A 26,005-nucleotide genomic window follows, 5' to 3' on the forward strand; every position below is an offset into this window, starting at 1 on the left:
ATAATGGTTGCTTTTTTTATTGTAATGATTCCATATGTTAATTTACATCAGGCAAATGACTGTACTTTTTACTATACTCTAACATTTGCTCAGGAAATCCTTTTGGTTGTGTAACTTTAATTGCTGTAATCTCTCCAGCATCGTTTGTTTCAGGCACTAAAACTGGGTTAACAAAGCCACTATATGGTGCAGAAGTAAACTGTTTGTTACGCTCTAGAATTTCAGCATGTAAGTCTTGGTCTACTTTTACACCATAACCTTCTACTAAGGCTTCAACAGCTTTATAATCCCCTTCGGACTTAATCCTTTGCGTTTCTCTTAATAACTGACCGAATAAATCGTGTAATTTATCATAGTCATTAATATTGAAATAGGTTTTGCCGTCACGTGTTACTTTTTCAATTATATTATCTTCCTTTCCTTGTTCATAGACCCAAGCAGACACCCATTGACGGTTTCGCATATGTGCTTCTTCAACGTCATCTCCAAGATTTAATCTAATGAGCTGTGTCATTAACCCGTTTCTTATATAACCATCGTAAGCAGCCATACCAACTTTTTTCCAATCTTCAACAAGACCAAGCTCCTGTAACTTTGAATCATACAAATAATACAATCCAACCAAGTCTGCTCTTCCTTCTTCTAAAGTGGAAGCATAATTCTTTAAGGTTTCTTTGGTCTCACCAACGCCAGGATTTAGCTGACCAGAAGCATGACCAATAACCTCATGCAATGCTGTATGCAATTTATCTGCTAATTGACCATACGTTTCTTCAAGCTCCAATTCTTCTTCATCGTGAACAAATTCCTTTAAACGCCCAGTACTTCCAGCGTTATTGTATGCCTCGATAATATTACCTAAAGAGACCGACTTACTACCTACTTCTTTTCTAATCCAATTGGCATTTGGTAAGTTTACTCCAATAGGCGTACTTGGCGAAGCGTCACCTGCTTCACCTGCAACCGTAACAACTTTATAGGTTACACCAACAACATTTTTCTTCTTATGTTCTTCCATTAAAGGTGAATTGTCCTCAAACCACTGTGCGTTTTCAGATAAGACAGCCATTTTTTGTGACATGTCAAAATCATTGATTTGTACAATTGTTTCGTAAGAACCTCTATACCCTATTGGATCGTTATAAACTTCGATAAAACTGTTTATGTAATCTACATTACCTTCTGTTGCTTTAGTCCAAGCCACATTGTAATCGTCCCAAGTCTGCAAATCACCAGTCATGTAATACTTTATGAGTAAATCTAGTGCCTCGCCTTGTGCATCATTCTCAGCAACTTCCCTTGCTTTACCCAACCATTTTATAATTTCTTCTATGGCTTCACCATAAAGACCATCTAATTTATAAACACGTTCATTTAAAACACCATTTTCCTTGACTAATTGGGAATTTAGTCCAAAAGACAAGGGTCTCTTTGGGTCTGGTGATTTCTTAGCTTTGTAGAAATTGATAACATCTTCAGTGGTGACATTAGGACCATAAAAATTAACAGCAGATAACGCAACATTATCAACACCTTTGGCCTGGTTAACTTTTTTAGAATCTTTATCGTTAAAGATTACGTCAAACGCTTCACCATCAAGTTTCGTGTTGGTTGCAATAAACAATTCATTTAAATAGTCTTTGGAGAAATCCGGTTTCAATTTATCATTTGAGTAATGGTGGTGTATACCGTTACTAAACCAAACTCGTTTAAGGTAAACTTCAAAATTATTCCAATCGTCAGTGGTTTTATCTCCAGTATATTGAGTGTACACATTTTCAAGAGCCCTTCTAATCTTAAGGTTGTGTCTATAATTCTGATCCCACATTATATCACGTCCGGCAAGACCAGCTTCGGTTAAGTAGTAAACCAGTTTTTGTTCCTTAAGGGAAAGCTTTTCCCAACCGGGAATTTTATATCTAAGAATTTTAACATCTGCAAACTGCTCTACATTATAATCAAATTCTGTTTCTGCTACCTTTAAAGTATCCTCTTTTGCATCTTCTTTACAAGCAAAAATTAGTAGTGCTATTAAACAGTATTTTAAGAATGATTTTACTTTCATGAGTTAGTTATTTATTAGTTTCAAACAAAAGTAACATTTCCTTAACATATCATAAAATTACTATCTTTGATTTACTACTAATTATAAACAATCAATGAAAGCACTTAAGTATATCATTTTACTACTTCTAATTTTTATTATTGGATTTTCCATTTATGTGGCGGTCCAGCCAAATGAATTTAGTTTTGAAAGAAGTCGCACTATAAATGCTCCTGCGGCGTTGCTTTATCAAAAAGTGAATGATTATAAAGAGTGGCCTAGTTTTTCACCTTGGATGGAACAAGACCCCGATGCTAATATTTTTTATGGAGAATCTAGTATTGGTGAAAATGCAAGTTATTCGTGGAAAGGTGATATTTTAGGTGAAGGCCAAATGACTACCCTTGCTGTGAAAGCAGATAAGTCTATTTCTCAGTTAATTGAATTTACGGCTCCGTTCGAAGCCAAATCAAATATTAACTGGACTTTTGAAGCTTTAGAAGATGGCACAAAAGTAACATGGGCAATGAATGGCAAACAAGATTTTGTATCTAAGTTGTTTACTACAGTAATGGGTTCCATTGAGTCAGAAACAGGACCAAATTTTGAACGTGGTTTATATAAGTTAGATAGTTTGGTAACCAAAGATATGGCACGTTATAATATTAAAATAAATGGTATTACCGAATATGGTGGTGGTTTTTACATCTATAAAACTACAAATGCCAATGCTACAAATATTAGTTCTAAAATGGGAGAAAATTTTGCAGCTGTAATGCAATTTATGGGTAGTAATGGTATAGTTCCTTATGGTATGCCAATGACGGTTTATAACATTATGGAAGAAGATAATGTAATAATGAGCAATGGCCTACCCGTAAACGAGCGACACACAATTCCAGATGACGCAGATGTATCCTTAGGCTACATACCTAAAACCAAAGTCTTAAAAGCCACGCTACAAGGCAATTATACAAATCTATCAAAGGCATGGGAAACTACAATGAATCATTTGACGGAAAATGCTCTAGTTCAGTCAGATTTGAAACCTTTTGAGGTTTACATTAATGATCCGGGTGATTTTCCTAATCCGGGTGACTGGATAACCGAAATTTATATTCCACTTAAAGACTAAATGAAACAGCTTCTCTTGGTTTTTTTTGGTGGCGGCGTTGGAAGTGTTCTCAGATATCTTGTTGGGAAATGGCTTAATAGTACAAGTAATGGAATTCCCTATGGAACTTTTTTGGCCAACATCCTAGGAAGCTTACTTATTGGGATTATATTGGGCTTAGCAAGTAAAAACGATAGTCTTACACAAAGCCAAACTTTATTATTGGCAACTGGATTTTGTGGTGGCTTCACAACCTTTTCTACGTTTGCATACGAGAACCATGTTTTTTTAAAATCAGGAGATTTCACAAGTTTTGCTCTCTACACAATTGGCAGTTTCATAATTGGATTCATGGCCGTTTTTGCTGGAATGTATTTGGTAAAGTAACTAGGAACCTTTAAAATCTTTCATTCCGGCAGTTACCTTGACATTAATATAGTTCTCCCTAGGTACTATAGGGCAAGAGTACTTTTCATCATAAACGCACAAGGGATTATATGCTTTATTAAAATCTATAATTATAGCATCACCTTTGGGTATTCTTAAATCAATATAGCGTCCGCCTCCATAGGTGCTTTCGCCATTGGTATCATCTAAAAAGGGAAGAAACAAATAATCCTCATAGCCTTCAGTTTGCATATTTTCCTCACCTTGATAAACCTTTAGTTGCATTGGCTTACCCTTTAATTCAAAGTTCAAAATACCGTAAACACGCTCCTTAGACAACCTATCATCTGTTGTTTTCATATTAAACCAATCCGTATTAGGAGTTCTTTCTAAATACGCATTGACAACAAATGAAGAATCGACACTAAAAAAATCTAACCCTGTAAAATTCTTTAGATCCTTTGGTTTTAGTGGTGTTTTCGATGCATCCTTAAAAACAGCATTTTTTTGCTTCTGCCATTCCGATTCTCCTTTTAGACTTTGCTTCTTTTGAGAACAACTGAAAGACACTGACACAATTAGTAAAAGAAATAAATACTTCATCTAGTCAAAATTCCAAATGTCAAAAATACAACTTATCACTATTTATTGTAGCTTTGAAGTAATTAATGACAAAGACAATGCGACAAGTCAATAGATATACCAAACAAACCACCGTGATTTTTTCGGAAAACATTCGGATGCATTATCTATTGTAGCAATACAGATATACTATTATACACTATGTAAAAGTCCGACGGTATCGTCGGACTTTTTAAATTTATAGAACAACCAAAATGAAAAAACTCTACATAAATTATATTGAATCCTTTAAAGGTCTTTCAAACGAAATCTGGTATATCGCTTTAATTTCATTAGTAAATAGAGCAGGTACAATGGTCATTCCTTTTTTGTCATTATACCTAACTAAGAACTTGGATTTTAGCAAAGATGACGCGGGTTGGATACTAGCTTTCTTTGGCATTGGCTCCGTTATTGGTGGCTGGTTAGGTGGTAAGCTTACTGATATATTTGGCTTTTATAAAGTAATGACATTTAGCCTTCTAACAACAGGTCTATGCTTCATAATGTTACAATACATCACATCATTTTGGGGCTTATGCATTGCCATACTTATTATAATGAGCATAGCAGATTGTTTTAGACCTGCAATTTATGTATCCATTAAAGCCTATACTACAACAGAAAATCAAACAAGAGCCATTGGTTTAATAAGATTGGCCATCAATGCTGGTATGGCTATTGGCCCAACAGTAGCAGGTCTCATAATTGTAACCCAGGGCTATGGATTATTATTTTGGATTGATGGTATCACGTGTATAATTGCAATTATTTTATTCAGATACTTAGTGGCACCACCTAAAAAAGAAATTGCTGAAAAAAATACTGAAGAGCCAATACTAAATAAGAATTTTGTCTACAAAGACAATACATATTGGATTTTTATAGGGATCTGTTTCTTTATGGGAATGGCATTTTTCCAACTTATCGTTACCATGCCTTTATACTATGAAGAAATTTTCGATCTGAATGAATTTCAAATTGGCCTAATGTGGATTATCAATGTTGGTATTATAATTATTCTGGAAATGCCATTACTTAATTTCCTAGAAAAGAAATTTATACCGGTAACCAAACATATTATGATGGCTTGTACGCTAATGTGTATTAGCTTCTTCATCCTTTTTCAAAACTTTTGGATTGGAATTTTAATAGTAAACATGATTATTATAACATTTGGTGAGATGCTTGGTTTCCCTTTTACCAATAAATTTGCTTTAAATAGAGCCAAAAAAGGTATTGAAGGGAGTTATCTCGCTCTCTATGCCATAGCTTTTTCATTATCACATATTTTTAGTTCTAAAATTGGTTTAAGTATTGTAAATGAATTTGGATATCAAATTAATTGGCTCGTAACGGGCAGCTATGGATTGGTTGGTATTATTTTATCTTATTGGCTAATTAATAGAATAAACAACCATTTATAATTTGTATTTTTAATGCGACAACCATCCTTAGCAATTCGAATGAAAATCCTAAAAAATTTCAAGTTCCTTTTAGTTTTACTGACAACTATCAGTCTATCTTTTTCCCAAGAAAGCAATAGTGAAGGACCATTTAGTCAACTAATTATTAGAGGTGTCACTCTAATTAACGGAGATGGTTCTCCTCCGCGTGGACCCGTGGACATAGTTGTTGAAGGAAATAAGATTACCAATGTGAAAGTTGTTGGTTATCCAGGTGTAGAAATAAATGAGAGCAGTAGACCAAAACTTAAGCCAGGCGGTAAAGAATTGGATGCCAACGGCATGTTTCTTTTACCAGGATTCATTGATATGCACGGCCATATTGGCGGTGTTTCTCAAGGTGCAGATTGGGACTACGTATTTAAACTTTGGATGGCTCATGGTATCACAACAATAAGAGAACCAAGTGGCAGAAGTATTGATTGGACCCTAGATTTAAAACGAAAAAGCGAAAAGAATGAAATTGTAGCTCCTAGGATATTTGCTTACACAGGCTTTGGACAAACGACTAAAGATTTTAATCCGCTAAATGATACACCGATCAGCACTCCTGAACAGGCAAGACAATGGGTTAGAGCAAATGCCAAAAATGGCGCTGATGGCATCAAATTTTTTGGTGCAGAACCAGAAATAATGGCTGCGGCACTAGATGAAAACAAAAAACTAGGACTCAGATCTGCCTGCCATCATGCTCAATTGAGTGTTGCGAGATGGAACGTATTGCATTCTGCAAGGGCTGGATTAACCAGTATGGAGCATTGGTATGGATTACCAGAAGCACTTTTTGATGATAGAACAGTACAGGACTATCCTCTGGATTATAATTATCAGAATGAACAACATCGCTTTGAAGAAGCTGGCAAATTGTGGGAACAAGCCGCTCAGCCCTATTCCGAGCGCTGGAATAAGGTCATGAATGAACTCTTGGAACTAGATTTCACCTTAGACCCTACATTTAATATATACGAGGCGAGTAGGGATTTACATAGGGCAAGACGGGCCGAATGGCATGAGGATTATACCTTACCATCATTGTGGAAATTCTATGAGCCTAGTAAAGTGAGTCATGGCAGTTATTGGCATTATTGGGGAACAGAACAGGAAATAGCGTGGAAAAAGAACTATCAACTCTGGATGACTTTTATAAATGAATATAAAAATAGAGGCGGACGCGTAACCACTGGATCCGATTCGGGTTTTATATATCAACTTTATGGATTTGCTTATGTAAGAGAATTAGAGTTACTACGGGAAGCTGGTTTTCACCCTCTCGAGGTGATACGCTCTGCAACCCTAAATGGTGCTGAAGCATTGGGTTGGGACGATAAAATTGGCAGCATACAGATAGGCAAACTGGCAGATTTTGTTATCGTTGAAGAAAATCCACTAGAAAATCTTAAATCGCTTTATGGCACAGGTGCCATAAAACTAACCGAAGACAACCAAGTGATTAGAGTTGGAGGTGTGAAGTATACCATCAAAGATGGAATTATTTATGACGCAAAACAGTTACTCAAAGAAGTAAAGCAAATGGTTGATGAAGAAAAAGCAAAATCTGATTGGGAATTAAGACAACCTGGTGTAAAGGATTAATTATTGCTTATAAGCCATATCTGGTGTTATAATTTTTAGGCGTTTCCCTTTTTTTAATTTCTTAGACACTGTTTTCATGCCGTGCTGAATTACGAGTTTACTCTTCTCTTGCTCGGTTTCTAACTCTTCTTGGGTAAATTCTACAGCCTTTTTGGTCTCTAACAACTTATTAATTCTTTTCATTTGTTTCTCGTTATCAAAGTTTACTAACTTAAACTTTACACCAGCAGACATAGCTCCCATAACTGCGTTAGCCTCAACTAAATAAATCTTATCCACTTCAAGATTGGTTTTTAGTACATCAATATTTTCAGCTTTTACCCAAAAAACTCTTTCACCAGGGTCACATTGGTATCTTAGATAATTTCTATCATTAAATTTTCCGATAAAATTTCCCTCATCAAAAAATCTAAAATTCATTAATGCCCCTAAACTTGTTGTTCTTAAAAAATAAATGACCGCCTTACCTTCTGATGGTGGTATAATAGTTTCTTGAGCATTTATACTTGTTGCTGATATTAGCATTAGGGCTGATACAAATAGAATTGTTTTCATTGATTTTATGTTAATGCTCATAATTAAAAATAAAGTAATAAAATCTAAACTTATTTTCCTAAATAAAACAACTGGCATTACAAAGGTTTTATCTGACTATGCTTTACCACATGAGACAAAACTATTTGCGTTTTTGTTTCACCATAGGTTATTAATTGATCAATAAAAGATTCGAGATGTTTTTGGTTTTTTAAGACAACTTCCATAACAATATTCTCATTACCTGTAATTCTATAACAATTGACCACCTCATCGTATGTTTTTACCTTTTCTAAAAATGGCTTTAGCATTCCCATAAAGGCTCTTAATGTTACCAGCGCTTTTAATTGGTATCCCACCTTAAATGGTGAAACAAAGGTCGTATACCCTTCTATAATTTCTGCATCTTCCATTTTTTTTATACGCTCACTTACCGCTGGCGACGACATACCTACACGCCTACCAATCTCAGAATTTGACATACGTGAATTTTCTTGAAGACATTTTAGAATCTTTCTATTCAAATTATCCATTATCTTAAAGTATTTTTATAATTAAATATAATTATTAAAGCAAATATACTTAATTGCTTTAATTTTTAAGGTACGCTAATAAGATAAGTATGTAATTTCGTGACTCTTGCTATAGAAAATGAATTATAACCTACCATCGCATCTCTCAGATTTACCTATCTACAGGAAGGCTATGGATATTATTTTGATTTCAAGAAGCATTTCGACGTACCTAAATCAAGATTTGTCTTATTTAAATGCTGACGGCACTGAAGACACAAATATTTATTTTACTGGAGATATAGTGCAACAATCAACGAGCTTAGCACCTGAAATAATAAATGCCGAGCGTGAGCGCCACTCTGATAAAAAACTCAAACACTTTGAACGCCTGAATAGGATTACGTCAAAATTGTATAGTAATTGCAGACGTTTAGAACGCTCAAAAAGTAATGGGAGAGATTACTTACCTATCCTTCGTGGAGAGCTTAAAAAGTTTAAAAAGTTACAGCGTAGCTGGATGATGACGTTGTAATTAACTGTCTTGAATTCTTTTAAAGTTTTATTAGCTAAATCATGCTATCATACTAGTTGACGATGGTAATTTCGATGCTTTTCTGTATTACTAATTAATGTATTAAATCTTAGACACATTTATGCTGAGACATTTTAAAAGTATTGAGTTCCTTTACTTTCAAACGCTGAAAATCTAACTACATATTTCTTCGGTACTGACCGCCAACCTCAAACAGTGCACTCGTTATCTGCCCTAACGAACATACTTTACAGACTTCCATTAAAGATTTGAAAATATTCTTGTTATTAACAGCTGTATGTTGCAGATCCTTGAGAAGCTGCTCAGTATCATGAAACTCATGCAGGTTTTTTAAAGTCTTAATTTGAAATTCTTTTTCATCTTCAGTAGCTCTAATAACTTCAGCTGGTTGCACTGTTGGAGATCCCTTACTACTCAAAAACGTATTAACGCCAATAATCGGAAATTCTCCATTATGTTTTAAAGTTTCATAATATAAACTCTCTTCCTGTATCTTAGAACGCTGATACATGGTCTCCATTGCCCCTAAAACACCACCTCTTTCTGTAATTCTGTCGAATTCTGCCAAGACAGCTTCTTCGACTAAATCTGTTAATTCTTCAATAATAAATGAGCCTTGTAATGGATTTTCGTTTTTCGCGAGCCCAAGCTCTTTATTAATAATCAACTGAATAGCCATTGCACGTCTTACGGACTCCTCTGTTGGTGTAGTAATAGCCTCATCGTAAGCATTTGTATGAAGCGAATTACAATTGTCGTAAATTGCATAGAGCGCTTGCAGTGTAGTTCTAATATCGTTGAAGTCAATCTCTTGAGCATGTAAGCTGCGTCCAGAGGTTTGAATGTGATATTTTAACATTTGGGCTCGTGGATTTGCACCATATTTATGCTTCAGTGCTTTAGCCCAGATACGTCTTGCTACCCTACCAATAACAGCATATTCAGGGTCAATACCATTTGAGAAGAAAAATGACAAGTTTGGACCAAATTTATTAATATCCATTCCTCTACTCAAGTAGTATTCTACATAAGTAAATCCATTCGATAAGGTTAATGCCAATTGCGTAATAGGGTTAGCTCCTGCCTCAGCAATGTGGTATCCGGATATTGAAACAGAATAAAAATTTCTGACGTTGTGCTCGATAAAATATTCTTGGACATCACCCATAAGGCGCAAGGCAAACTCTGTGGAGAAGATACAGGTATTCTGTGCCTGATCTTCTTTTAGAATATCAGCTTGAACAGTTCCCCTAACCTGAGCAATAGTTTTTGCTTTAATCTCCTCATAAACATCATTTGGTAACACTTGGTCTCCTGTTACACCTAACAACATTAAACCTAAACCATTATTTCCCTCTGGTAAATCTCCGTTATAATTCGGTCTTTCTTTTCCTTTATACAACGCTTCAATTTTCTTTTCCACTTCATTCTCCAGACCATTTTCCTTTATGTAAATTTCACATTGTTGGTCTATAGCGGCATTCATAAAAAAGCCAAGAAGCATTGGCGCGGGACCATTAATTGTCATACTCACGGAAGTCATAGGGTCAGCCAAATTAAATCCGGAATACAATTTCTTGGCATCATCAAGACAACATATACTTACACCTGCATTACCAATCTTACCATAAATATCTGGCCTGTAATCCGGATCGTTTCCGTAAAGCGTTACACTATCAAAAGCAGTAGACAATCGTTTAGCTGGCATCCCAAGACTTACATAATGAAAACGTCTATTTGTGCGCTCTGGTCCACCTTCTCCAGCAAACATACGTGTCGGATCCTCACCAGTTCTTTTAAATGGATATAATCCCGAAGTATAAGGAAATTCACCTGGTACATTCTCTTGTAAGCTCCATCTTAGTATATCACCCCAAGCTGAATACTTCGGTAAAGCAACTTTGGGAATATCGGTATGCGATAATGATTTGGTATGTGTTTCAATCTTTATCTCCTTATCTCTAACCTTGAATGAATAAATTGGCGCCTTGTACTTATTTACTTTTTCGTACCAACCTGTAATAATCTCCCAATTATAGGGATCCAAGTCCATCTTAACACGATCGAATTCCGCAAGTAATAACTTTATGAATCCTTTGTTGTCCTTATCAATATCACCTGTCTCAATTCCTGACTTTGTTAAATGTGGCGCACTACCGATAACAGATTCGATTGTTTTGCAAATACCATATAATTTCTCTGCTACTTCAACTTGCTTTTCGGCAGTTGCGTCATAAGCACGATTATTCTCTGCAATTTCCGATAAGTAACGTGTGCGTGCAGGAGGAATTACAAAAATCTTTTCGCTCATTTCCTTTGAAATCTCATAGGAGGATTTCAAATCTGCATCTGTTTTTTCAACGATTTTATCCATTATCGCTTTGTAAAGCGTATTCATTCCAGGATCGTTGAACTGGGATGCTATAGTCCCAAAAACAGGCATTGTATTAGGATCTTCATGCCATAAATTGTGGTTGCGCATGTATTGTTTTTTAACATCCCGTAATGCGTCTAATGCGCCTCTTTTATCAAACTTGTTTATAGCCACTAAATCGGCAAAATCAAGCATATCTATTTTTTCAAGTTGCGTGGCTGCACCAAATTCTGGAGTCATTACATAAAGTGAAACATCACTGTGCTCCAAAATCTCTGTGTCTGATTGGCCAATACCAGAAGTTTCAAGAATTATCAAGTCGTATTCTGCCGCTTTTAGGACCTCAACAGCCTCATTGACATATTTTGACAAAGCTAAATTAGATTGTCGCGTTGCTAAACTTCGCATATAAACTCTTGGAGAGTTTATAGCATTCATTCGTATTCTGTCACCTAGTAAGGCACCACCTGTTTTACGTTTAGATGGATCTACAGAAATTAATCCAATGGTTTTCTCTGGAAAGTCAATTAAAAAACGACGCACCAATTCGTCAACCAAGGACGACTTACCAGCACCACCTGTTCCTGTTATGCCCAAAACAGGTGTTTTTGAGTTCCTGTTTTTAAGATGAATCGTTTCTAGTGCGTTCTTTGCTATTTCAGGAAAATTCTCGGCAGATGAAATTACTCTTGCAATGGATTTTGGATCTTTTTTGTTTAGAACATTTACTTCGCCATTTAAGGCATCTCCAACTGCAAAATCTGATTTTTCTACTAAATCGTTAATCATACCTTGAAGTCCCATTTCCCTACCATCATCTGGTGAGTAAATCCTCGTTATTCCATAGTCCATTAATTCATTTATCTCTTCTGGAAGAATTACACCACCACCACCGCCAAAGATTTTTATATGTCCTGCTCCTTTTTCTTGCAACAAGTCATACATGTATTTAAAATACTCGTTATGCCCACCTTGATAGGAAGTCATTGCAATGGCATTAGCATCTTCTTGTATTGCTGTGTTTACAACTTCTTCAACACTTCTATCATGGCCTAAGTGGATAACCTCAACACCAGTTGCTTGAATTATTCTTCGCATTATATTAATAGCTGCATCATGTCCATCAAAAAGTGACGCCGCAGTTACAATTCTTACTTTGTGTTTTGGTTTATAAGGAGCAATTTGTTCCATTCGTAAAAAAATGTCTTATTTAAGATGCAAATTTAAGGAATAATCAAAATACTGTATTCATAATTAACGATAATCTAAATCGTTTTAATAAAATCAACAGGACAGATTCTCTATTTTTGAATTAACAAAACTACTATTCAATGCTATGGGGTAGGTAATGATTTATAATTGTTAGACTATGATTTTTTCTGATAGTTCTAAGTTTATAATCCAAAGATTGCGCCTTCTCGGGCAAAATTAAATCCTAGACCTAGAATGCTATCTTTAAGTGGATGACTATCTCTTATTGTAGGATTGGTGTGGTTAAAATGAATAAAGTAGATCTTGTTCTTGGTCTCCATGGACTCATTTTCAAACAATGTTGTTGTTTGTGTTGTAAAAGGATGCGGAATTTTACTCATATCTCTATCTAATTCACCATCCTTAAAAAATGAAGCATCTAAAAAAGCATAATCTACCTTTTTTACTTCTTCTATAATTGATTTATCCCAGGTTTCCCACTTATCAATATCGGGAATAAATAACGCCGATTTTTTAGCTCCAATGATCTTATAACCAACCGTTTCAGAATATTCATCTCTATGAGGCACCAAAAATGGTTTAACTTCTAAAGACTTATTTAAGTGAACAACTGAGTCATGTTTTAACTGTTTAAGTTTTATATTATTTAAATCCACGAGCTGATTCCAGGGCCCATTTGTTTCAAGAAACTGTTTCATTCTTGGCATGGCATATACAGGAATATTATTACTTCCAAGAGCCTCTCTCCCTAAAAACATCAAGCCGGTATAATGCCCAATATGCGCATGGGTCAGAAATATACCGTCAGCCACAGTTTCTGAATTACTGTACCTACTCAAAATTTTGGACTGTTCTACGATATCTGGTGTAGCATCAAATAACCACTTCTGACTTTTTACTGTATCCACTAGCCCAAGACAAGACACAAGCTTTTTCGACTCATTCCCTTCATAGTAAGCGATACAACAGGATTTTTTGCAATGTATTTGGGGATAACCTGCGTCTTGTGCAATTCCTAATATGGTTATATAGTGCTCATATCCAGATTTATTGTTGTCCGGTATCTTAATTATTTCATTTTCAGCCTTTGATTGACAATTTAAAATCAAAACGAATGAACAAATCAGAATGCCCTTTAAAGTATTCATTTATACGTATCTTAGTTCTGTTAAAGATATTAAAACCTAAATCCATGAAAAAGTCAGTAGCAATCTTACTTTTTATTTTCACCTTAACTTCATGTGCCGAATTGCAAAATGTAGTAAATAATTTACCTCAATCAGGTAGCATATTAAGTGATACTGATATTGCCACTGGACTTAGGGAAGCACTTAACAAAGGTATTGATATGCAGGTTTCTAAATTGACACAACAAGATGGTTTTTATAAAAATGAGTTGGTTAAAATATTGTTGCCTGAAGAATTGCAAAAGGTGGATAATGCACTTAGAACAATTGGATTAGATAATTTGGCTGATGAGGGACTTAAGGCCATTAATAGAGCAGCAGAAGATGCTGTAAAAGAAGCCACTCCAATATTTGTAAATGCCGTAAGGGAAATAACGTTTAGTGATGCAAAAAATATACTGCTCGGTGAAGATGATGCCGCAACTAATTATCTAACAACTAAAACTAAAGTGGCTCTCTATGAAAAGTTTAAACCTGTTATTAGCAGTTCTTTTAATAAAGTTGGTGCTAATGAAATATGGAATAATCTTATAACGAGATACAACAATCTACCATTTACTAATGATGTTAATCCTGATTTGACCGATTACGTTACTTCAGAAGCCTTAAAAGGAGTTTATACCATGATTGCTGTAGAAGAAAAAGAAATCCGAAACAATTTTTCTTCACGTACAACAGATTTATTAAAACGGGTATTTGCACTACAAGATTAGAAATTGTTTAATTTTTTGTTAAATTTATTAAACATTCGGATTAGTTTAAGGAGTTTTTTTATTACCTTCCAAAATATTATTAAAATTGATTAAACGTGGACAATCTAAAAAATCCGCTCCAGCTGAAAAAAGTACTTTACCTTCAATACATTAACCTTATAGAAGAAGCCTATAATTTAAATCAAGCGGATCATGCGCAAAGCGATATCGCTTCGTTTGAGGCGGATAAAATTCTTGAACAAATAAATGCCTTAGAGTTTACCTCTGAAACAAGATTAGCCTAAGCATTCCTTGCGCTTGTAAAGACCATCAAATACAACTATTACATCTTTACCCTCGGTAAATGTTTCCCATAACTGTCTAACAGTTCCATCTTCATTTGCTGTCCAAGTTACGCGATGGAAAAAACTAATGCCGTCTAGATTTGTTTCCTTTTCTGATTCCAAGATCATTTGATTCCCAACCTTTGTGCCTTTTAAGTGCAAACTTGCACCTTGATTGTCTACCCAGATTTGCTCCCATTGTTTGGTTTTTAAATTGTAAAAACTGTTACTCGTACCTGTGTAGCCTAGAGTAGCACTGGTCCAATTTTCCTTAAGAACGCAATTACGCTCTAATTTCTCCAAAGTATTTTCACCTGCTTTGGTGCCGTTAGGGCTTATTACTTCCCAAGATCCTATCCAAAAATCAAATTCAGAATATTTTTCTGTACAACAGGCACAGTTTTGATTCTGACCATAAGAAAATGTAAACGCCATAAGAAGCATTAGGATTGATGTTTTTTTTGTCATGATTGATAAACCTATAGTTAAATTATAAGTTATTAAACTACATTTAATTATATGCTAATATTAACATAACATTGTTACAAGAAAAAACGGAGATCTTTGTAATGCAAAAGATTAGTTAGATAAGTCTTAAAAAAGATTAGTACAGTTAGTTAGCAAAGCCGATGCCTATGTATCGGCTTTTCTTTACTGACCAAGACTTCTGAAATAATTAAAGGACCCCAAAAGACGACTCCCATACCAAGAAAAAAACTCACCACTGACAATTTTTATGGTTTTATCTGGAAATTTATTTTTTAATTCTGCAATATGACTTGCCTTAAATGGATAGGGCTCACTGGAGAGAAAAATAAAATCTGCCTCTTTAAGTAAATCATCGTCTAACTGTATTTCAGGATAGCGAACTTTGCTTTTAAAACTATTTTCAAAACCAGCCTCAGAAATCATAGCATCAATAAACGTATTTGAACCAACGACCATCCAAGGTGCTTTCCATATAAAATAGGCTACGGAATTAGCTTTATTTTTTTTGTGAATGTAGCTTTTTCTTTGATTCTCAATATTGACAATTAAAAGTTTAGCCTTAGTAGCCATATCGAAAATTTCACCATACATTGTTATTAATTCATAACAATCTTCAATTGAATAGATATCGCTAATATGAACTGGCGCAATATTATCCAATGAATTGACTATTTCTAATGTATTTTCTTCTTTATTGCACAGAATAATATCTGGTTTAAGCGCCTTTATTTTTTTTATCTTTATTGCCTTCGTACCACCAACAACAGCCTTTTGTTTACGTATATCTATAGGATGTACACAAAACTTTGTAACACCAACAATACAGTCTTTTAAACCTAAATCTACTAATAATTCAGTCTGAGATGGCACCAAAGATACGATTCGCTTTGGCACGCTTTTGAGCCTAATTTTTCTATTGAGCTGATCTTTGAAAACGTGCATTTATAAACTATTGAAAATACTACACTAGCATTGGCTAAATCTCTTGGAGAATTGTTGCCATCTGCGATTGTAATTCAAATGCTTTTTGAGCAGAGGCCTCAGCAAAATCTGTATTTTTTGAGGCATAAATAATACCACGTGATGAATTTATAAGTAAGCCTACATTAGAATTCATGCCATGCTCACATACTTCTTGTAAGTTACCGCCTTGTGCTCCTACTCCAGGCACTAATAAAAACGCATCTGGAATTATCTTTCTAATTTCTGCCAAATATTCTGCTTTTGTAGCACCAACGACATACATTAGGTTTTCTGAATTTTCCCAAGACTTTGAAGTTTCCAAAACTTGTTTGTATAGCTCTAACCCATCAATAGCTTTTGTCTGAAAATCAAATGCTCCTTGATTAGACGTCAACGCCAAAAGAATGGTATGCTTATCTTTAAACGCCAAAAATGGTTCTACTGAATCTTTTCCCATATAAGGCGCAACCGTAACACTATCAAAACCAAGATCATCGAAAAAGGCCTTAGCATACATGGTACTTGTATTACCTATATCACCACGTTTGGCGTCTGCTATAGTAAAAATTTCCGGATACCTCTCATTTAAGTAACTTATAGTTTTCTCTAGTGCTTTCCAGCCCATAATTCCATAAGCTTCGTAAAAAGCGGTATTTGGTTTATATGCCACACATAAGTGGTGAGTCGCATCTATAATAGCTTTATTAAATGCAAAAATCGGATCCTCGTCCTCAAGTAAATGCTTAGGTACTTTATTCAAATCAACATCTAACCCAATGCAAAGGAAGGATTTCTTGGATTTAATCTGTTCTAATAATGCTTTTGTTGTCATGTAAAAAAGCCTCTTTCCTAGAGGCTTGTATTTAAATTATATCGTCACTAGCTTTAAGAAGTTCGGTATTCTCTGCGAGCATTAATTCATCTATTATTTTTTGGATGTCCCCATTTATAATATTGGATAAATCATAGAGGGTCAAACCAATCCTGTGGTCTGTTACACGGCCTTGCGGATAGTTGTACGTTCTAATCTTTGCACTTCTATCACCAGAGCTTACCATACTTTTGCGCTTTTCAGAATCTGCCTGTCGTTGTTTTTCGAGTTCTAAATCATACAATCTAGTCCGTAACACTTTTAATGCCTTTTCTAAGTTCTTATGTGACGATTTTTGATCTTGGCAGCTCACTATCATCCCAGTTGGCTCGTGGTGCAACTTAATTGCCGAATATGTTGTATTGACCGACTGGCCACCAGGACCTGTAGATGTTGTGCGCTCAATTCGCACTTCGCTCATGTCTAATTCAAAATCAATTTCCTCTGCCTCTGGTAAGACCATAACAGTTGCTGCACTTGTATGAACTCGACCTTGGGTTTCTGTCTGAGGAACGCGTTGTACGCGATGCACACCAGCCTCAAACTTCAAAGTCCCGTAAACATCCTCTCCTGATACTTCAAATATTATTTCCTTGAATCCTCCGGAAGTACCATCACTTTGGCTAACAACGTCTACCGACCAACCTTTATCACTGCAATACTTGGAATACATCCTAAATAAATCACCTGCAAAAATACTTGCCTCGTCTCCGCCAGTACCAGCTCTTACTTCTACAACAACATTCTTGGCATCATCAGGATCTTTTGGTATCAAAAGAAATCTTATTTCTTCTTCTATTTTTGGTAGCGCTTCGTTAGCTTCATCAAGTTGCAATTTTGCCATTTCTACCATTTCTTCATCGCTACCATCAGCAATAATTTCTTCTGCCTCTGTTTTATTGGCCAAGAGTTCCTTATAAACATGACCCCTATCAACTATTTTCTTTAAGTCTTTGTATTCTTTATTAAGCTTTACATAGCGCTTTTGATCTGCAATTATATCTGGCTGAATAATAAGGTCGTTAACCTCATCAAAGCGTTGCTTTACGATCTGAATTTTCTCTAACATTTATCTACTCAAAAATTGGACTTCAAAAATACGATAATTTATGAATTCTTAATCTAGTTTAATCTGCTAGAATTAAGGCCTAAAAAATAAATAGACCAACCGCTACGTTATCAAAACAATATGTATCGTTTCCTAGCTATACTCGCATTTTACAAACCGTTTGTTGTTTGGTCCTTTGTTGTTAATGCTATTATTGGATTCATAAATCCTGTATTAATTCCGGCAATTGTTACTAAACTATTTTTAACGGTTTTTGCATGGTATTATGTCAGCGAAACACCTAATAGACGTAAACTAACCTTTTATAAAAATATGGGAATATCACCATTTAAGTTATTCACTTTTGTTTTTATTTTGGACTGTATTATAACCATAATCTTCCTACTTGTATTTAGGGAGTTTACATAAACTAAAATGAAATTTGAACTCGATAATGTAGAACTTTACTTTAAAAATAAATCTATACTAAGCGGAATTTACCTTAAAGCAGAAACCGGAAAGGTTACGGCGATACTCGGTACAAATGGAAGCGGTAAGAGTTGTTTATTACGTATCGCATTTGGCAACTTAAAACCAAAGTATAAACTTGTGAGGATTAACGGTAAACCACTACTTAAACCCCTTTACAAAACAAAAAACATAAAGTTTTTACCGCAGTATAATTTTGTACCAAGTGGAATGACACTCAATTTTGTTTTTAAAACTTATGGTCTTAACTGGGAAACTTTTATTAAGGAATTTGATGAATTTTTAGGATTTAAAACTTTTAACTTTAGCAAGTTGTCAGGAGGGCAACGCAGAATAGTAGAAACCTATATTATATTAAAAGCTAAAAGTGAAATTGTTTTGCTAGACGAGCCCTTTTCACATATCTCACCCCTTTATGTCGAAAAAATTAAAACCTTAATCAATGACGAAAAATCAAACAAAATAATTATCATAACAGATCATATGTACAGACATATTATTGAAGTATCTGATACAATTTACCTCCTTAAAAATGGAGCCACCAAACGTATCAACAAATTAACTGAACTTGAAGACTATAAATACTTAAGCCAAGGTAGTCTTAATTAAAGCTGTAACCGTTATCAATAAATTCATCTAGGTCTATAACCACTCCCACTCCTAAGAGTTGTTTCCATTGTAATTTAGAACCTTCTACAACTACATCTTGATTGGTAATTTCATTTCTAACAACTTCGGTCTTTATATCATTGTCGTAGCGTAGATGCGACCCAAATGTAGCACTAATGTATTTGTTTACCTTAAAATCAAAATTAACTTCCCACTCTATATCAATGTTTCCAAAACTGTTGAGGTAGTCGCTATATAAACGCAAAAGGCTGTTTACCTTAACGTTTTCCATAATTTGATCTTGATAGTAATTGGTTAATAATATACCTAGCTCTGTTCTTACCTTATCACCTTCATTAATGAGGTTACCATCCATATCATAGATTGCCGGATTAACACCAAATGCACCTGAATTTGCCAAATCATCATCTAAAACAAATGTATTTTTCATTGTAAATGGTGAGACATATAATGAGAATTTTTCTATTGCTTTACCATATTCAAAACCTGCACCTAAAAACAAGTAACCAGGCGCCATAAATGTTGAAATAGGATCGCGATCATCAGGATTATTAAATCCGTTGGCAAATTGCGTATTAAAACTAAATCTAACGGAATAAAACCAGTTGCTATCAGGAGTAGACTGAAATCCTAAATTAGAAATAATAGATATCGCGTCATCCGTTTTACGCAATGGTTCATTTTCTTGTTTATTAATACCATAGCGTAATAGTAAAGATGAATTCCAAAAGAGTTTGTCGTTTTTGTAATTAGCCTCTGCCCTACCATTAAATATAGCACTGATAGAGTTTGCCCCTCCAGCATTCCAGTTGGTAAATGAAACTTGATTAAAGTACAAGCCAACTTCCTCATTTATTTTCCAACCAAAATCATTTTCAGTCTTAGGGTTTAAAAATAAGCTGCTTGGTTGTGCAATAGCTGTATTAAGTCCGATAACCGTTGTTATCAAAAAAACAAAATACCTGAATGTAGACATAATCTTAATACTCAAAAGTTCCGAATTCACTCTTGATTGTAAGCTGTTTTTTGTCAGAAGCCTCTACCCTTCCAATTATTTTTGCGTCCACGTTAAATGATTTTGAAATAGCAATGATGTCGTTTGCTATCTCCGGGTTTACATAAAGTTCTAACCTATGGCCACAATTAAATACTTGGTACATTTCTTTCCAATCAGTCTTTGATTCCTCCTGAATGAGTTTGAATAACGGTGGTATGTCAAACATATTATCTTTAACAACATGGAGATTGTCTATAAAATGTAGGACTTTTGTCTGAGCACCGCCACTACAATGCACCATACCGTGAATAGTCTTTTGATTATACTTGCTTAAAATGGATTTTACTATAGGTGCATAAGTTCGCGTTGGTGACAAGACCAATTTGCCAGCATCTAAAGGTGCATTTGCAACAGTATCTGTTAATTTCGCACTACCTGAATAAACAAGTGCCTCAGGAACAGCACTGTCAAAACTTTCAGGATATTTTGAAGCAAGATATTTTGAAAATACATCGTGTCTCGCAGAGGTTAATCCATTACTCCCCATGCCTCCATTGTAATCGCTCTCATAAGTTGCTTGACCATATGAAGCTAATCCTACAATAACATCGCCATCAGCGATATTTGCATTATCTATTACATCGCTTCGTTTTAATCGTGCGGTTACTGTAGAATCTACAATAATGGTTCTCACAAGGTCACCTACATCTGCGGTTTCACCTCCTGTAGAATGGATCGTTACACCAAATTCATGCAATTCTTTAATAAGTTCTTCTGTACCAGTTATTATTGCAGAAATTACCTCACCTGGAATGAGGTTTTTATTTCTACCAATGGTCGAAGAGAGCATAATATTATCGGTTGCACCGACACAAAGTAAGTCATCAATATTCATTATTAAGGCGTCTTGAGCTATGCCCTTCCAGACAGACAAATCGCCAGTTTCTTTCCAGTACATGTATGCTAGCGAAGATTTTGTACCTGCACCATCCGCGTGCATGATTAAGCAATAGGCATCATCACCAGTTAGATAATCTGGTACAATTTTGCAAAATGCTTTAGGGAATAAACCTTTATCAATGTTTTTTATGGCATTATGAACATCATCTTTTGATGCAGAAACGCCACGTTGTGCATATCTTTTGCTAACCGAATTACTCATTTAAAAATAAGGGTTTTTGCAAAAGTAAGAATAGATATTAATTATCCGGTATTATAGGGTTGGAATTCATGATGGTTTTGACATTTTTCTTTAATTTATCTTTTTGCTTATTACCACCAAAATAATAATTTACGCCTATACCGATTCGCATAAATTTGTCATTATTTTCATCTGCAATTAGAATCTCCGCTTCATCATCAAAACTATAATTATACTCATAGAATAGTTTAAAAGCCAACTTTTCAACAATCAAATATTCAAAACCAAAACCAAACTGCGCTTTCATGACACTAGTATCGTTATCAGAATTCATATTCATACCAAGCCCACCATAAATGAGAGGTGTGAAAAATTCTGTTGGAATAAACAAATATTCTAAATTTAAATCTACCGATAGTAAGCTTTGATCGAACTCTAAATTCTGATTGACGTCTGTAAAAGACAGATTATATCCGTTTGCGGATAACCCAATTAAAAAAGAAGGCGATATGGCTCTCTTATATCCAAGTCGGTAATAGAACCCAAATTTTGTATCCTCATAATTGCCAAAAATCGTTGATCCTCCAATACCAACATCTACGACATTAGTACCTCTAAAATTATAGAAATCAATTTTTTGGAATTGTTTTTCATCTTCTGTAAGTTCTTCCTGTTTATTTTTTTCATCTTCTTGTGCCATTCCTAAATTGACACTTAAGACTATTAAGAAAAAACTAAATAAAACAAACTTCGATTTGGTCTTCATAGTATATTACTTATCGTATATCGCGTTACTATTAATAGCTGTATGTCTGCAATATAGAAAAATATTTGTCAAAATCGGTATGACCAACTAATACCAAAACATAAAAAAAGATAAAACCAATAATTTTGGATTTATCTTTTTCTATCTAAATAAGACCAATTAAACTCTAATGTCTTTTTTTAAATTTTAAGAATCTGCCTGTAGCTTTGATTGTATATTAACAACTTCGTCTTTAGTAACGTTATTTAAATCTTCAGAATTATCTTGTGAAAGAATTAAAGTTGCACCCACTAGAATAGCTACACTTAAGAGTAACTTCTTCATATCTTTATTTATTGATTAATAGCATTTCAAAAATACTAAATAATCATCCGTTAAAACTGATTGGAATCAGTTTTTTGTCATAAATGCAGGGCCTTTTCGATAACTAGCCAATGTTATCGACAAACAACACTTTTAATTGAAACTCGAGAAGAAAATATACGTAAGGCTACTTAATAAACGGCTGTAATACCAATGTTTACGGTATTTTTTGTTTAACAAAAATTGACTAATTGGTAAACAAAAGTTCTCTGTATTTGGTTAACGGCCACAATTCGTCATCTATCATCAACTCCAATTTATCACAATGGTAGCGAATTTCTTCAAAAAATGGTTTCACTTTTTTACAATAATCGTTCGCTTTTTTACTCAAGTCTGTTTGCTTATTGCACAGCTTCCTAGCGTCGATCATTTGGGTAACTAATGAATTTATTGCTTCTATGTGGTCCGAAATTTCTTCGATTAACATCAATTGTTCTTTCGCCAGTTTTTTAAACATGTCGCCATAAATAGTCTTTAGGCCAGTTACATTTTCGATTAAAATATTCTGATAACGCACTGCAGTTGGCACGACATGATTTCGAGCAATATCCCCTAAAACTCTACTTTCAATCTGAATTCGTAATATGTACTCTTCAATTTCTATTTCATAGCGCGCTTCAGACTCCAGCTTGTTCATTACCCCTAAGTTTTCAAAAAGTGCAATTGAAGGCTTTGACAGTTTTACTTTTAAAGCTTCTGGTGTTGTTTTGTTGTTGCTTAAACCACGTTTTTTAGCTTCAATCTCCCACTCTTCACTATAACCATTACCCTCAAATAAAATAGCTTTTGAAGCTTTTATATATTCACGCAGTACATTAAATACGGCATCATCCTTTTTCATGGATTTTTTTTCTATTAACTCATCGACCTCATCTTTAAAATCAATCAATTGCTTCGCTACTATCGAGTTAAGAACAATCATAGGATTTGCACAGTTAGCAGATGAACCAACAGCCCTAAACTCGAATTTATTACCCGTGAAAGCAAAAGGTGAAGTTCTATTTCTATCTGTATTGTCGAGAAGTATTTCTGGAATTTTACCCACAACATTTAGCTTAAGATCTGTTTTCTCTTTTGGTGAAAGCTTACCTTTGGTTACGGTTTCAAGCTCCTTCAGTACAGCAGTTAGCTGTTCTCCAATGAATACCGAAATAATTGCTGGAGGTGCTTCATTTGCTCCAAGTCTGTGGTCATTGCTTGCTGATGCTATAGCTGCGCGCAATAACTCCTCATACGTCAATACCGCCTTGATCGTATTTATAAAAAAGGTTAAAAACTGTAGATTACTCATTGGTGTTTTTCCAGGAGACAACAAATTGATTCCCGTATCCGTGCTAAGACTCCAATTGTTGTGCTTGCCAGAGCCATTAACACCAGCAAATGGCTTCTCATGCATTAATACCATAAAATAGTGCCTCTTGGCTACTTTTTTCATGATATCCATCAATAATGAATTATGGTCTACTGCTAAATTTGTCTCTTCATAAATTGGTGCAAGCTCAAACTGATTTGGAGCCACTTCGTTATGCCTCGTTTTTACAGGAATCCCTAGTAACATACATTCGTGTTCTAGATCCCTCATGTACGCCATAGCTCTTGCTGGTATTGTTCCAAAATAATGATCATCGAGTTGCTGTCCTTTTGCTGGAGAGTGACCTAACAAAGTTCTACCTGTTAATACGATATCTGGTCTAGATCTAGCCAAACCTTCATCAACAAGAAAATACTCTTGTTCCCATCCTAATGAAGCGGTTACTTTCTTTACATTCTTATCAAAATACTTACACACTGCTGTTGCTGCGTTATCCACTGCCTGTAAGGCTCTTAATAAAGGCGTTTTATAATCTAGCGCCTCGCCTGTGTACGCAACAAAAACCGTCGGAATACATAATGTTGTACCATATACAAAGGCTGGAGAAGTAGGATCCCAAGCTGTATAACCCCTTGCTTCGAAGGTATTACGCAAACCGCCATGTGGAAAACTTGAAGCATCAGGCTCTTGTTGTACCAATTGCGTACCTTCAAAACGTTCAATAGCCAAACCAGCCTCCATAGTTTCAAAAAAAGCATCATGTTTCTCAGCAGTTGCTCCCGTAAGAGGTTGAAACCAATGTGTATAATGCGTTGCACCCTTGGAGATAGCCCATTCTTTCATTCCTGTAGAAATATGGTCTGCAGTGGCCCTATCGATTTTTGTACCTTTCTCCACCGCTTGCAACACAGCATTTAGTGCATGCTTACTTAAATACTGTCGCATGGCAGTTTCATTAAAGACATTAAACCCAAAAATTTCAGAGCGCCTTCCAGACTCTTTATTCTGTAGTGGTGCTCTATTAAGAGACGTTTTTAATGCATTAAATCTTAACGTAGACATTCTTCGAGAATTTAGAGGCCAAAAATAAGAATAAAACGTTTTATTTCATCTACCCCTAAAAAAAATAGGGTTATTAACAATTATTAATAACATTTCATCTAAAATACCCTATAATTTTTGACCAATTAAAAAAAATATCAATATTTGCACCGTCAAATTATAAATTTAATAATGATGAGTAAATCTAAATTAGAGTATATATGGCTAGACGGTTACAAGCCAACTCAAAACATGCGTAGTAAAACAAAAATTGAAGAAAATTTTAGTGGAAAATTAGAAGACTGCCCTATTTGGTCTTTTGATGGTTCTTCAACAAGACAAGCTACTGGAGACAAATCAGATTGTCTATTAAAGCCAGTTGCGATCTATCCAGATCCTGCGCGAAAAGATGGATACTTAGTTATGACAGAAGTTTTAAATGCGGACGGTACACCACATGAATCAAACGGTAGAGCTACCATTGATGATGATGATAACGACTTCTGGTTTGGTTTTGAGCAAGAATACTTTATCATGGATAGAAAAACACAATTACCTCTAGGCTTTCCAGTTGGAGGTTATCCAGCTCCACAAGGATTATACTATTGTTCTGTCGGAGGAAGAAATACTCATGGTAGAGAAATAGTTGAGCGACATGCTGACTATTGCATTGCCGCTGGACTAAACTTTGAAGGGATTAACCAAGAAGTGGCTTGCGGACAATGGGAATTCCAATTATTTGCTAAAGGCGCTAAAAAGGCTGGTGATGAAATATGGGTTGCACGTTACTTATTAGACCGTTTAACTGAAGAATATGGTTACTATATTGATTACCACCCAAAACCTTTAGGTCAAGATATGGATTGGAACGGTTCTGGTATGCATGCTAACTTCTCTAATACAACATTGAGAACTGCAGGAAGCAAAGAAGTTTATGAAAAGATATGTGAGGCTTTTAGACCGGTTGTTGAGGAACATATCGCCGTTTATGGAGAGTTTAACGAACAACGATTAACCGGTCAACATGAAACTCAATCCATTCATGAATTTAGCTATGGCATTTCAGACAGAGGTGCGTCAATACGTATACCGATTATTACAGTTGAAAAAGGATGGAAAGGATGGTTAGAAGACCGCCGTCCTGCATCAAATGCAGATCCATACAAAGTGGCAGGTAGAATTGTAAAGACCGTGAAAAGTGCAAAGATTTAATTAGCACTTAATTCTTTTGATATATTAAAAAGTCCGCAATTGCGGAC

General features: G+C 35.0%; 25 protein-coding genes. 10 read left to right on the forward strand and 15 right to left on the reverse strand.

The features are described from left to right. Positions 1-37: 37 nt before the first annotated feature. Complete coding sequence (locus LBU54_RS14065) at positions 38-2,065, reverse strand: dipeptidyl peptidase 3 (RefSeq protein ID WP_224531326.1); 2,028 nt, start codon at positions 2,063-2,065, stop codon at positions 38-40. A 94-nt stretch (positions 2,066-2,159) separates the two neighbouring features. On the opposite strand from LBU54_RS14065, the gene LBU54_RS14070 reads away from it, so the two are divergent. Together LBU54_RS14070 and crcB are read left to right on the forward strand one after the other, a co-directional pair. Then, positions 2,160-3,179, forward strand: a complete 1,020-nt coding sequence (locus LBU54_RS14070) for an SRPBCC family protein (protein WP_224531329.1) — start codon at positions 2,160-2,162, stop codon at positions 3,177-3,179. After that, entirely contained in the window at positions 3,180-3,545 is a 366-nt protein-coding gene (crcB, locus tag LBU54_RS14075; RefSeq protein ID WP_224531332.1) for a fluoride efflux transporter CrcB, read from the forward strand. It abuts the gene before it with no gap. On the opposite strand, the gene LBU54_RS14080 is transcribed toward crcB, so the two are convergent. Beyond that, complete coding sequence (locus tag LBU54_RS14080; protein WP_224531335.1) at positions 3,546-4,148, reverse strand: DUF1684 domain-containing protein; 603 nt, start codon at positions 4,146-4,148, stop codon at positions 3,546-3,548. It lies immediately after the preceding gene. A gap of 233 nt (positions 4,149-4,381) precedes the next feature. Here LBU54_RS14080 and LBU54_RS14085 point away from each other — a divergent pair, with 233 nt between their 5' ends. Both LBU54_RS14085 and LBU54_RS14090 read left to right on the forward strand, forming a co-directional pair. After that, entirely contained in the window at positions 4,382-5,593 is a 1,212-nt protein-coding gene (locus LBU54_RS14085) for an MFS transporter (RefSeq protein ID WP_224531337.1), read from the forward strand. 39 nt (positions 5,594-5,632) lie between these two features. Next, complete coding sequence (locus LBU54_RS14090; protein WP_224531340.1) at positions 5,633-7,225, forward strand: amidohydrolase family protein; 1,593 nt, start codon at positions 5,633-5,635, stop codon at positions 7,223-7,225. Here LBU54_RS14090 and LBU54_RS14095 read toward each other — a convergent pair whose 3' ends face one another. Then, complete coding sequence (locus LBU54_RS14095; protein WP_224531343.1) at positions 7,226-7,780, reverse strand: DUF2846 domain-containing protein; 555 nt, start codon at positions 7,778-7,780, stop codon at positions 7,226-7,228. It lies immediately after the preceding gene. 77 nt (positions 7,781-7,857) lie between these two features. Further along, the gene (locus LBU54_RS14100; protein WP_224531345.1) at positions 7,858-8,292 is read right to left on the reverse strand and encodes an Lrp/AsnC family transcriptional regulator; all 435 of its coding nucleotides are present in this window, start codon (positions 8,290-8,292) and stop codon (positions 7,858-7,860) included. A 118-nt stretch (positions 8,293-8,410) separates the two neighbouring features. Here LBU54_RS14100 and LBU54_RS14105 point away from each other — a divergent pair, with 118 nt between their 5' ends. Then, positions 8,411-8,806, forward strand: a complete 396-nt coding sequence (locus LBU54_RS14105; RefSeq protein ID WP_224531348.1) for a hypothetical protein — start codon at positions 8,411-8,413, stop codon at positions 8,804-8,806. Positions 8,807-8,984: 178 nt separating this feature from the next. Here the strand turns inward: LBU54_RS14105 and LBU54_RS14110 are convergent, their stop codons facing one another. Both LBU54_RS14110 and LBU54_RS14115 read right to left on the reverse strand, forming a co-directional pair. Beyond that, positions 8,985-12,392, reverse strand: a complete 3,408-nt coding sequence (locus tag LBU54_RS14110; protein ID WP_224531351.1) for a methylmalonyl-CoA mutase family protein — start codon at positions 12,390-12,392, stop codon at positions 8,985-8,987. Between the two features lie 203 nt (positions 12,393-12,595). Beyond that, the gene (locus LBU54_RS14115) at positions 12,596-13,561 is read right to left on the reverse strand and encodes an MBL fold metallo-hydrolase (protein WP_224531354.1); all 966 of its coding nucleotides are present in this window, start codon (positions 13,559-13,561) and stop codon (positions 12,596-12,598) included. A gap of 44 nt (positions 13,562-13,605) precedes the next feature. Here LBU54_RS14115 and LBU54_RS14120 point away from each other — a divergent pair, with 44 nt between their 5' ends. Together LBU54_RS14120 and LBU54_RS14125 are read left to right on the forward strand one after the other, a co-directional pair. Next, on the forward strand, positions 13,606-14,313 hold the full coding sequence (locus LBU54_RS14120) for a DUF4197 domain-containing protein (RefSeq protein WP_224531357.1): 708 nt from the start codon (positions 13,606-13,608) through the stop codon (positions 14,311-14,313). 95 nt (positions 14,314-14,408) lie between these two features. Continuing rightward, positions 14,409-14,597: a Lacal_2735 family protein gene (locus LBU54_RS14125; RefSeq protein ID WP_224531360.1), complete on the forward strand. Its 189-nt coding sequence runs from the start codon at positions 14,409-14,411 to the stop codon at positions 14,595-14,597. On the opposite strand, the gene LBU54_RS14130 is transcribed toward LBU54_RS14125, so the two are convergent. From LBU54_RS14130 to prfA, 4 genes are all read right to left on the reverse strand, one after another. Beyond that, positions 14,589-15,104 (reverse strand): hypothetical protein, encoded by a 516-nt coding sequence (locus LBU54_RS14130; protein ID WP_224531363.1) that lies wholly within the window; start codon positions 15,102-15,104, stop codon positions 14,589-14,591. The genes LBU54_RS14125 and LBU54_RS14130 overlap by 9 nt on opposite strands. Before the next feature lie 183 nt (positions 15,105-15,287). Further along, the gene (locus tag LBU54_RS14135; RefSeq protein ID WP_224531378.1) at positions 15,288-16,067 is read right to left on the reverse strand and encodes an ABC transporter substrate-binding protein; all 780 of its coding nucleotides are present in this window, start codon (positions 16,065-16,067) and stop codon (positions 15,288-15,290) included. 34 nt (positions 16,068-16,101) lie between these two features. Then, entirely contained in the window at positions 16,102-16,920 is an 819-nt protein-coding gene (pyrF, locus tag LBU54_RS14140; RefSeq protein WP_224531381.1) for an orotidine-5'-phosphate decarboxylase, read from the reverse strand. Positions 16,921-16,951: 31 nt separating this feature from the next. Continuing rightward, positions 16,952-18,028, reverse strand: a complete 1,077-nt coding sequence (gene prfA / locus LBU54_RS14145; RefSeq protein WP_224531384.1) for a peptide chain release factor 1 — start codon at positions 18,026-18,028, stop codon at positions 16,952-16,954. 120 nt (positions 18,029-18,148) lie between these two features. Between prfA and LBU54_RS14150 the strand changes: the two genes are divergently transcribed. Continuing rightward, the gene (locus LBU54_RS14150; RefSeq protein ID WP_224531387.1) at positions 18,149-18,436 is read left to right on the forward strand and encodes a hypothetical protein; all 288 of its coding nucleotides are present in this window, start codon (positions 18,149-18,151) and stop codon (positions 18,434-18,436) included. 6 nt (positions 18,437-18,442) lie between these two features. Then, positions 18,443-19,105 (forward strand): ATP-binding cassette domain-containing protein, encoded by a 663-nt coding sequence (locus LBU54_RS14155; protein ID WP_224531390.1) that lies wholly within the window; start codon positions 18,443-18,445, stop codon positions 19,103-19,105. On the opposite strand, the gene LBU54_RS14160 is transcribed toward LBU54_RS14155, so the two are convergent. From LBU54_RS14160 to LBU54_RS14180, 5 genes are all read right to left on the reverse strand, one after another. Further along, positions 19,098-20,117, reverse strand: a complete 1,020-nt coding sequence (locus LBU54_RS14160; protein WP_224531392.1) for a DUF3078 domain-containing protein — start codon at positions 20,115-20,117, stop codon at positions 19,098-19,100. The genes LBU54_RS14155 and LBU54_RS14160 overlap by 8 nt on opposite strands. Further along, positions 20,107-21,285, reverse strand: a complete 1,179-nt coding sequence (locus tag LBU54_RS14165; RefSeq protein WP_224531395.1) for an AIR synthase related protein — start codon at positions 21,283-21,285, stop codon at positions 20,107-20,109. The genes LBU54_RS14160 and LBU54_RS14165 overlap by 11 nt, the downstream gene beginning before the upstream one ends. A gap of 37 nt (positions 21,286-21,322) precedes the next feature. Next, positions 21,323-22,030 (reverse strand): outer membrane beta-barrel protein, encoded by a 708-nt coding sequence (locus LBU54_RS14170; protein WP_224531398.1) that lies wholly within the window; start codon positions 22,028-22,030, stop codon positions 21,323-21,325. A gap of 186 nt (positions 22,031-22,216) precedes the next feature. Further along, positions 22,217-22,354, reverse strand: a complete 138-nt coding sequence (locus LBU54_RS14175; RefSeq protein WP_224531400.1) for a hypothetical protein — start codon at positions 22,352-22,354, stop codon at positions 22,217-22,219. A gap of 226 nt (positions 22,355-22,580) precedes the next feature. Continuing rightward, entirely contained in the window at positions 22,581-24,767 is a 2,187-nt protein-coding gene (locus tag LBU54_RS14180) for a glutamine synthetase III family protein (RefSeq protein WP_224531404.1), read from the reverse strand. Between the two features lie 174 nt (positions 24,768-24,941). On the opposite strand from LBU54_RS14180, the gene LBU54_RS14185 reads away from it, so the two are divergent. Then, positions 24,942-25,958: a glutamine synthetase beta-grasp domain-containing protein gene (locus tag LBU54_RS14185; protein WP_224531407.1), complete on the forward strand. Its 1,017-nt coding sequence runs from the start codon at positions 24,942-24,944 to the stop codon at positions 25,956-25,958. Positions 25,959-26,005: the final 47 nt, after the last annotated feature.

Source organism: Winogradskyella alexanderae (genome assembly GCF_020166335.1).
Classification (GTDB): Bacteria; Bacteroidota; Bacteroidia; order Flavobacteriales; family Flavobacteriaceae; genus Winogradskyella; species Winogradskyella alexanderae.

Bases quoted from the DNA above. Each gene is read 5' to 3' on its own strand.
- LBU54_RS14065 (WP_224531326.1), bottom strand. From the start codon at position 2,065: ATGAAAGTAAAATCATTCTTAAAATACTGTTTAATAGCACTACTAATT.
- LBU54_RS14070 (WP_224531329.1), top strand. From the start codon at position 2,160: ATGAAAGCACTTAAGTATATCATTTTACTACTTCTAATTTTTATTATT.
- crcB (WP_224531332.1), top strand. From the start codon at position 3,180: ATGAAACAGCTTCTCTTGGTTTTTTTTGGTGGCGGCGTTGGAAGTGTT.
- LBU54_RS14080 (WP_224531335.1), bottom strand. From the start codon at position 4,148: ATGAAGTATTTATTTCTTTTACTAATTGTGTCAGTGTCTTTCAGTTGT.
- LBU54_RS14085 (WP_224531337.1), top strand. From the start codon at position 4,382: ATGAAAAAACTCTACATAAATTATATTGAATCCTTTAAAGGTCTTTCA.
- LBU54_RS14090 (WP_224531340.1), top strand. From the start codon at position 5,633: ATGAAAATCCTAAAAAATTTCAAGTTCCTTTTAGTTTTACTGACAACT.
- LBU54_RS14095 (WP_224531343.1), bottom strand. From the start codon at position 7,780: ATGAAAACAATTCTATTTGTATCAGCCCTAATGCTAATATCAGCAACA.
- LBU54_RS14100 (WP_224531345.1), bottom strand. From the start codon at position 8,292: ATGGATAATTTGAATAGAAAGATTCTAAAATGTCTTCAAGAAAATTCA.
- LBU54_RS14105 (WP_224531348.1), top strand. From the start codon at position 8,411: ATGAATTATAACCTACCATCGCATCTCTCAGATTTACCTATCTACAGG.
- LBU54_RS14110 (WP_224531351.1), bottom strand. From the start codon at position 12,392: ATGGAACAAATTGCTCCTTATAAACCAAAACACAAAGTAAGAATTGTA.
- LBU54_RS14115 (WP_224531354.1), bottom strand. From the start codon at position 13,561: ATGAATACTTTAAAGGGCATTCTGATTTGTTCATTCGTTTTGATTTTA.
- LBU54_RS14120 (WP_224531357.1), top strand. From the start codon at position 13,606: ATGAAAAAGTCAGTAGCAATCTTACTTTTTATTTTCACCTTAACTTCA.
- LBU54_RS14130 (WP_224531363.1), bottom strand. From the start codon at position 15,104: ATGACAAAAAAAACATCAATCCTAATGCTTCTTATGGCGTTTACATTT.
- LBU54_RS14135 (WP_224531378.1), bottom strand. From the start codon at position 16,067: ATGCACGTTTTCAAAGATCAGCTCAATAGAAAAATTAGGCTCAAAAGC.
- pyrF (WP_224531381.1), bottom strand. From the start codon at position 16,920: ATGACAACAAAAGCATTATTAGAACAGATTAAATCCAAGAAATCCTTC.
- prfA (WP_224531384.1), bottom strand. From the start codon at position 18,028: ATGTTAGAGAAAATTCAGATCGTAAAGCAACGCTTTGATGAGGTTAAC.
- LBU54_RS14150 (WP_224531387.1), top strand. From the start codon at position 18,149: ATGTATCGTTTCCTAGCTATACTCGCATTTTACAAACCGTTTGTTGTT.
- LBU54_RS14155 (WP_224531390.1), top strand. From the start codon at position 18,443: ATGAAATTTGAACTCGATAATGTAGAACTTTACTTTAAAAATAAATCT.
- LBU54_RS14165 (WP_224531395.1), bottom strand. From the start codon at position 21,285: ATGAGTAATTCGGTTAGCAAAAGATATGCACAACGTGGCGTTTCTGCA.
- LBU54_RS14170 (WP_224531398.1), bottom strand. From the start codon at position 22,030: ATGAAGACCAAATCGAAGTTTGTTTTATTTAGTTTTTTCTTAATAGTC.
- LBU54_RS14175 (WP_224531400.1), bottom strand. From the start codon at position 22,354: ATGAAGAAGTTACTCTTAAGTGTAGCTATTCTAGTGGGTGCAACTTTA.
- LBU54_RS14180 (WP_224531404.1), bottom strand. From the start codon at position 24,767: ATGTCTACGTTAAGATTTAATGCATTAAAAACGTCTCTTAATAGAGCA.
- LBU54_RS14185 (WP_224531407.1), top strand. From the start codon at position 24,942: ATGAGTAAATCTAAATTAGAGTATATATGGCTAGACGGTTACAAGCCA.